The organism is Mesorhizobium sp. M2A.F.Ca.ET.037.01.1.1 (assembly GCF_003998075.1).
In the GTDB taxonomy this organism is placed as follows: Bacteria; Pseudomonadota; Alphaproteobacteria; order Rhizobiales; family Rhizobiaceae; genus Mesorhizobium.
The window spans coordinates 1-2715 of the sequence record NZ_RZSA01000895.1 but is presented as its reverse complement, the minus strand read 5'-3'; the positions used below and the strand labels follow the sequence as shown (position 1 = coordinate 2715).

The 2715-nt window shown below is 59.4% G+C and carries 1 protein-coding gene; it reads left to right on the top strand.

Features of this window, described 5'->3' with window-relative positions:
* Positions 1 to 1346: 1346 nt before the first annotated feature.
* On the top strand, positions 1347 to 2579 hold the full coding sequence (locus EOA27_RS30910; protein WP_126063819.1) for an MFS transporter: 1233 nt from the start codon (positions 1347 to 1349) through the stop codon (positions 2577 to 2579).
* Positions 2580 to 2715 lie beyond the last annotated feature (136 nt).

Genomic DNA, 2715 nt, shown 5'->3' with positions numbered 1-2715 from the left:
ACGCAGCGGTGTGAGACGGGCATTCTTATGGATGTTCATTCGGATCCTCCGATGGATGCTGAAGCGTGGTAACTCCAGTCTCCTCGGTCCGGTCCGAATGGACAACCTCCCGAAAGCTCACAGCTAGCCGATCATGTGCCCGGGGAGCATCCAGTTCGAAAGCTTGCTCTAAGCGGCTTGGTGACTTGGCCGAGGTCACCCAGGTGGAAATGACCAACACTTGGGGTAAGCCTAGTGGCGCTCCCCTCGATGATGTCTGGCGGGGTGGTTAGCCGCCTCCGTGGGACAAGATCAGTCTACACGAATGGGCTATAGCCTCTCCTCGCCTGCCTCACTGGCCGTCCTTCAGAGCCGGCCACACGAGCTTTTGTCTTTCAGCAGGGCGTTTTTCTCGCCAGCTACAGAGCCACACCGACGCCATTAATGAGCGTCCAGTCGACGGGTTGGATGGCCCTGTCCATCTTGCCCAGCACCTTGGCTTAGCATTTGCCGGTGCGGCGGAAGCCTTCAAGACGCAGTTCTTGACCTTCTCCAGATCAGCCTCGGATGGATATCGGCAAGGGTTCAGCTCGTCCTTTTGAACTTGCGCATCTTCGTGTTGGCCAACCCCAGGCCGCCCGACATATTTGCGGTCTATCCGGCACCTCAACTTCGAACAACCTTGCGGCAAGCTCTTGGGATAGCCCACGCTCGTGCCTCCACCACCCGCTCAGCAGAGCCAGATTTGTCGTTGATGGCACGGAACTTGCGGAGTCATTCGCAGATGCGTCACGGACCGAGAGTGTCGTCCCATGAATTCGATCACCAAAAAGGCCGCCCGACGTTGCTGGGACCGCCTGCAATTACCTTATCCCAGAATTGGGAGCAACGGCTTCAAAAGGGATAACTCATCACCTCAATTTTGTCGATCGCGCGGCCATCGAACCGCAGCCATCGATCAGACTTCCGCCTCGTTGCACTCATTGCGACCGCCTTGGTGCTTGCGACAACCGCTCAATTCTGGCTGCCAGGATAACCACATATGGCGACGGAACTTCCTGCTTCAAAGCAATATAGAGATCGTCGATCATCCCCCCATCAAGGCCTCGATCGAGGACACCGCGTTCGGCTTGCTTGGTTCGCAGTGAACAGACCGCACTTCGACGAATGCGATCGATGCGACCGCGCCGAGAACTCTCCCGCATTGTCGACGGTTGGGTCCGTCGGCCCTCCGATGAGGCCTCGGATGCGTCGGGCGCCGAGGCCTCGACTGATGCCGACTGGCCGCCGCCGGAAGGTCTCGCGGCTTTGATCCCCGGCGATGTAGCCACCCCTGCTGCAACAGCTCCTAGCCGGAGAACTCATTCATGACCGAATCGGCGACAGATTTAGTGGACGCGGCTTTGTTCGACCGAGATCGGCTTGACCCAGAAAGTCCCTATCAACGTTCTGGCCCTGCATGGGGTGCCATCATTTCGCTTTCCTTCGGCACCTTCGGGCTTGTGACGGCAGAGTTTCTGCCCGCCAGCGTTCTGACACCGCTCGCGCATGATCTCCGTATCACCACGGGCACGGCTGGACAGGCGCTAACAGCGACCGCAATCGTCGCGGCGATCTCGGCACCGATAATCGCCATCGTGACAAAGCGTCTGGACCGCAGGGTCGTCATCTGGGCGATGACGCTCCTGCTGATCCTGTCGAACGTTCTGGCAGAGGTTGCGGGGTCGCTGCCGGTTTTGCTGGCGGCACGCGTCGTCCTTGGCATATCGCTTGGTGGTTTTTGGTCTATTTCGGCAGCGTTGGCGATGCGGCTGGTTCCAAGTCACCTCATGCCGCGCGCCATGTCGATCATCCTCACCGGCGTTTCTGTCGCCTCCGTCTGCGCGGCTCCAATCGGCGCTTATGTCGGTGACATTTGGGGATGGCGAGCCTCGTTCAAGGTCGCCGCAATCGTGAGTGCCGTTGCGCTGCTCGTGCAACTCGTAACCATTCCGCCACTGCCTCCGATCGAAGTGCGCAGATTCCGCAGTCCGCTGGATGTCGCGAAGAATCCGGCGATGAAGGTTGCGGTGCTAGTCGTGCTATTGGTCGCTTCCGGCCATTTTGCCAGCTTCGCCTACATCCGCGCCTTTCTCGAGAGCGTTCCTGCGCTCGAAAAGAAGTCAATCCCGCTCGTGTTCCTTGCTTTTGGCACGGCCGGCGTCTTCGGCAATTTAGCCGGCGCATTCCTCACCAAACACAGTCTCAAGGCGGTCGCGGCCCTGCCGCCCCTGCTCATTGCCGTAGCCGCTGTCTCGCTCCTGACTATGGGAGCATCGGCCTTGACCTCGGCAATTGCAGTTGCCGTATGGGGCTTTGCTTTTGGCGCGGTCCCGGTCGGATTGCAGACATGGATGGTGCTACGCGCCGCTCCGAAACAGGCCGAGAGCGCTGGTGTACTGATGGTCATAACCTTCCAAGTGGCCATCGCAGCCGGCACAACTTTCGGTGGCCTATTGGTGGATCACACGGGTATTGCCAGTGTCTTTGTCTACAGCGCGGTTGCCACGTTCCTCGCTGTCTTGACAGTATTTTTGCTCGGCCCGAACCGCAAAACCTGACCGCCTGGTGGGGAGTGACGGTCGGCGGCGTTCACGCTATTGCCACCTCTGAGCTCGGCCCAAAGGCCGCGGCTTCGTCGTAACCATGCGGTCGATGGGGCAGCGCCAAATTGCTTCCTGCTCATCGCGTTGCGAT